The 4,318-nt window shown below is 50.9% G+C and carries 2 protein-coding genes; both read left to right on the top strand.

The annotated features are described in order from the left end of the window. Positions 1-747 precede the first annotated feature (747 nt). Positions 748-1,989, top strand: coding sequence for a uracil-xanthine permease family protein (locus Q0236_RS08255; protein ID WP_297916804.1), 1,242 nt, complete (start codon positions 748-750; stop codon positions 1,987-1,989). Between the two features lie 180 nt (positions 1,990-2,169). Then, the gene (locus Q0236_RS08250; RefSeq protein ID WP_297916802.1) at positions 2,170-3,618 is read left to right on the top strand and encodes a DKNYY domain-containing protein; all 1,449 of its coding nucleotides are present in this window, start codon (positions 2,170-2,172) and stop codon (positions 3,616-3,618) included. Positions 3,619-4,318: the final 700 nt, after the last annotated feature.

Below are 4,318 nucleotides of genomic sequence, written 5' to 3'. Positions count from 1 at the left end.
CCCCTACGACGTTAGAAGTTGCTGCACTGTGTGCAGTTTTATTCGGCGCTACCGCGCCACACGTTTTTAGATTTACAGAAAATTAAATTTAGCATCTTAAAGCTACGGGTCTCGGCAACTCAAATTTGAAGCCGAAATTTGTAAATTTTACTCACCCAGACCTGTATCTTTAAGATACTAAATTTAAATTAGTCAAATTTAGTTAGATTCTTTTCGTAAAAAACAACCGTTTGAGGTTGTTTTTTACTTTATTGTAAAGGGGGTGGGGGCTTAAAATGCGCTCTGCTAGCAGCTCTCAAAGAGAGTGCGTCCTAGCAGTAGTAAACGAAGTGCAGCTAAGCACAAGGCGAGGCAAAGCCGAAGCAAAAGAGCTCCCTTTTGTATCCGCCTTTCTCTTTTTCTTGGGTGGCGGAAGGGGTTTCTGCTTACGAAGCGTCGCCCCTTCCGCCCCCAAACCCCCACCATACCCACTGCACGTGAGATATTGCTGCACTGCGTGCAGGTTTATCTGGCGCTAACGCGCTACGTGTTCAAATTTACGCTTTCACAATGCGGGTCTCGGTCGGTAAAATTTGCAAATTTGACCCCAAATTTGAGCGTAAAACGATAAGGCGAAGTATTTTTTCTTTAGACGAGGCGGAAACGACGGAGGCGAGGGAGCGGACTAGTCGTCCGTGACCGAAGCCGACCGAGTTTCCAACGAAGTATAAAGGAAAAAGAGGAGCCGCAAAATAAAAAGAGGAGAAGATGGAAAAATACGAAGGCTACAATCTCAGGCTACGCGACGCTCTCGTTGGCGTACAGTTTTTATTCGTCGCGTTCGGCGCGCTCGTGCTGGTGCCGATCTTAACGGGGCTTGATACGTCCGTGGCGCTGTTTACGGCGGGCATCGGCACGCTGCTGTTTCAGCTCATCACGCGTAAACACGTCCCGCCGATCTTTCTCGCATCTAGCTTTGCGTTCATCGCGCCGCTAAGCTTTGGCGTGAAGGAGTGGGGTATCGCCGCAACGATGAGCGGGGTGATCGCGGCGGGACTTTTTTACGTGGTTCTAAGCCTGCTTATTAGGCTTAAAGGCGAGGGCTTTTTGCATAAAATTTTACCGCCCGTGGTCGTGGGGCCCGTCATCATGACGATCGGCCTCATCCTCTCGCCCGCAGCCGTAAATATGGTCATGGGCAAGGGCAAAGAGGCGCTTTATACGCAAGGGCAGTCGCTTACCATCGCGCTCATTTCGCTCTCAGCCGTCATCGTCGTTATGATGTTTGGCCGCGGCATGCTGCGCCTAGTGCCGATACTGTGCGGCATCGCGGCGGGATACTGCGCGTCGCTATTTGTCGGGATCGTGGATTTTACGCCGATTCTAAATGCGCCGTGGTTTGCAGTTCCGAGCTTCACCGCGCCAGTTTTTAAGCTAGAAGCGGTAATTTACATGGTGCCTATCGCTATCGCGCCCGCGATCGAGCACATCGGCGATATGCTTGCGATCAGCAACGTCACGAAGGAAAATTTCCTAAAAAATCCGGGGCTTAAAAGCACTCTTCTGGGCGACGGACTCGCGACGTCGCTAGCAGGCTGCTTCGGCGGTCCGCCGAACACCACCTACTCCGAAGTCACGGGCGCGGTCAGCATCACGAAGGCCTATAATCCCGCTATCATGACCTTTGCCGCGCTTGCGGCGATACTGCTAGCTTTCGTGGGTAAGCTCGGCGCCGCGCTCTCCACGATCCCCGCTCCCGTCATCGGCGGCATTATGTTGCTGCTTTTTGGTATCATCGCTAGCGTGGGCATGGAAACGCTCATAAAAAACGGCGTGGATCTGGCCGAGCCGCGCAATATGATCATCGTCGCGCTCATCTTTGTCTGCGCGATCGGCGGCATGGTGCTGGATTTTGGCGCTATGAGCTTTAGCGGCGTGGGACTTGGCGCGATTATCGGCATTACGCTAAATTTGGTGCTGCCAAAGACTAAGCATTTTGACGGGTACTGAGTTAAATTTGCGCGGAGCTTGCGTCGTTCCGCGGGTGTGGGTAAATTTGAGCTTAAATTTCGCCGTCAAATTTACCCGCAGCTTTCAGCGCCAAATTTACCGCACTCTAAATTTTAAAATTTCCCCGCAAACGCTTTTAAATTTCTAACGTTTTAAACTAGCAAGATATATAATTGCCTTATGAAAAAGGCAAATAACTTAAGCAAATTTGATAAAAAAGCGCTAAGGCTGCTCTTTGCGGTACTTTTCGTGCCGCTCTTCGTCTCGCTCGTTTTTATCTATGAGCTATCGGTGTATGACCGCTCGCGCGAGCTGCCCGCGGACGCGCAAAAGATCGGCCGCAGCGATTATTACAACATCGGCGGCAAAATTTACCTACGCTCTTGGAACCTCGCTCCCTACGAGCTAGAGGGCGACGCGGACGCGGCGAGCTTTCGCGCGCTTGATACCGGCAGATACTCCTACACAAACGTCGGCATGGACGCTAATAGCGTATTTTGCGGCGCTCGCAAGATGTCGGGGCTGGATCCCGCTCGTACGCAAAAGATCGGTTCTCGCTACTACAGCGACGGGCGCGTGAGCTACTTTTGCTCGGACGTCACGCAGCGCACGGGCGGCGCGATAAGCTACATTTACAAGGTATTTTTCCACGCCTTTGGGCTCTCAAAGTGGCCGCAGGAGTATAACTACCCCTACGCCAGACTTGATACTAGCGCGCCTATCTCGCCACTGACCGAGAGCCCTTATGTGGCCACAGACGGCGAGCGAGTATTTTACGAGGGTAAAATTTTAGCGGGTGCCGACGCAAAAAATCTAAAACAGATAAGGCGAAAAATCATATACGAAGACGGCTCCGAGCTGCCCGCGCACTTTCGCCCGGCCGATCGGTGGCTGAGCGACGGACGCAGCGTTTATAAGGGCGGCGAGAGGCTAAATTTCACGCCTAGCGAGCAGATGTATCTCGCGGAGCCAAACGCCGGCATAGAGTTTCTTTATGATCCGAAGGCGGGCGCGGTGCTGATGAACGGCGAGAGGTTTGAGGCTACAAACGAGCCCTATACGCCGCTAAATTTTCAGAGCGGGCATCAGGAATACATGCTGTTTGCGAGCAAAAACGGCATATTTTATCTAAGCAAGGATAAAATTTTAAATCGTCCGCGCGGCAGCGGCGCCGAGGGCCGGCTCAAAGACGCGCTTTGGTACGTTTATTATAAATTTGGCGCAGATGGCAGTAGGCTAAGCGCGCTAAAAAGGGCGGGCGACAATCCGTTTAAAGGCGCCGTGCGGCAGATCTCGGAGAAGCTTTTTAAAGACGATGCGGGATTTTACTATCTAAATTTCTACTCGCATAGCGTTTACGTCACGGGTCGCAGCGGCAGGCACTTAGAGAAGCGGACGAATTTCATCGATCTGCGAAAGATCACGCTAGACGTGCATGATGATGAGGTGATGGCGCAGATCGCGGACAAGGCGGCGCGAAACCCCGAGATGTCGCAGCCTATCTTTAGCGCGCAGGACGTGGAGTATGAAAACGGCGCGGCCTTTTATATGTATTGTCTCGCGGGGGTTTTGGTGCTCGGGGCTTGGATTTATAGTTACTTTAGAAAACGCAGCTTGCGGCGCAGCTAAATTTAGCGGTGCGGCAGAAGGTAAATTTAAGAGCAATACGGCGCGGCGGAGCAGTAAATTTAAGATAGTATTGCGGTTGTAGCGCGGCAATGCGGCAAATTATGGGCGCTGCGATTGCGAGTACGGCAGTATGGCGGCGGGATGCGATTGAGTGTGTGTCAAAGTTTGCCGGTACCGAGTGCCGGTTCGTCGGCGTGCAGTAAGCTAGCTAGATAGTGCGAGACGAAATGATAGCACGCCGAAACGGCGGCGGCTCTTGTGGGGTTAAACCGCGCTACCTATTTTAGTCGGAATTTTAAAAATTATGCGGATAAAGCTTTAGCTAAAATTTGCAAAACACTGCAAATACGGCGTTTTATTCTAAATTACCTTTGCCGCTTATCTGAATTTAAGGAGCAGGAATATAAACTTCAAGTATTCATAGCCTAGAAAAATAGAATTTCTGGCTCTGTGTAAATTTCCTCCGCTGGAGTTTGAAACTCGATCTCCCACATCTACGCACTCCTTGAGGAGCGTGTAAATTCTCTCCACTGGAGTTTGAAACCATCGTAAATAAAAGCATCAGCAAAATCGAAATAACGTGTAAATTCCCTCCAATGGAGTTTGAAACTCAGATGAAAAAAATTGCTTGAGCTTATCTGCCAAGCAAAGTGTAAATTATCTCCGATGGGGTTTGAAACTGGCTATCACCCATGGGGTG

This window comes from uncultured Campylobacter sp. (genome assembly GCF_938031315.1).
GTDB lineage: Bacteria > Campylobacterota > Campylobacteria > Campylobacterales > Campylobacteraceae > Campylobacter_B.
The sequence above is the reverse complement of the archived record's forward strand: the minus strand, read 5'-3'. Positions and strand labels throughout refer to the sequence as shown.

What these genes read in the sequence shown, in the direction of transcription:
- Q0236_RS08255 (WP_297916804.1), top strand. Translation starts at nt 748, where the DNA reads ATGGAAAAATACGAAGGCTACAATCTCAGGCTACGCGACGCTCTCGTT.
- Q0236_RS08250 (WP_297916802.1), top strand. Translation starts at nt 2,170, where the DNA reads ATGAAAAAGGCAAATAACTTAAGCAAATTTGATAAAAAAGCGCTAAGG.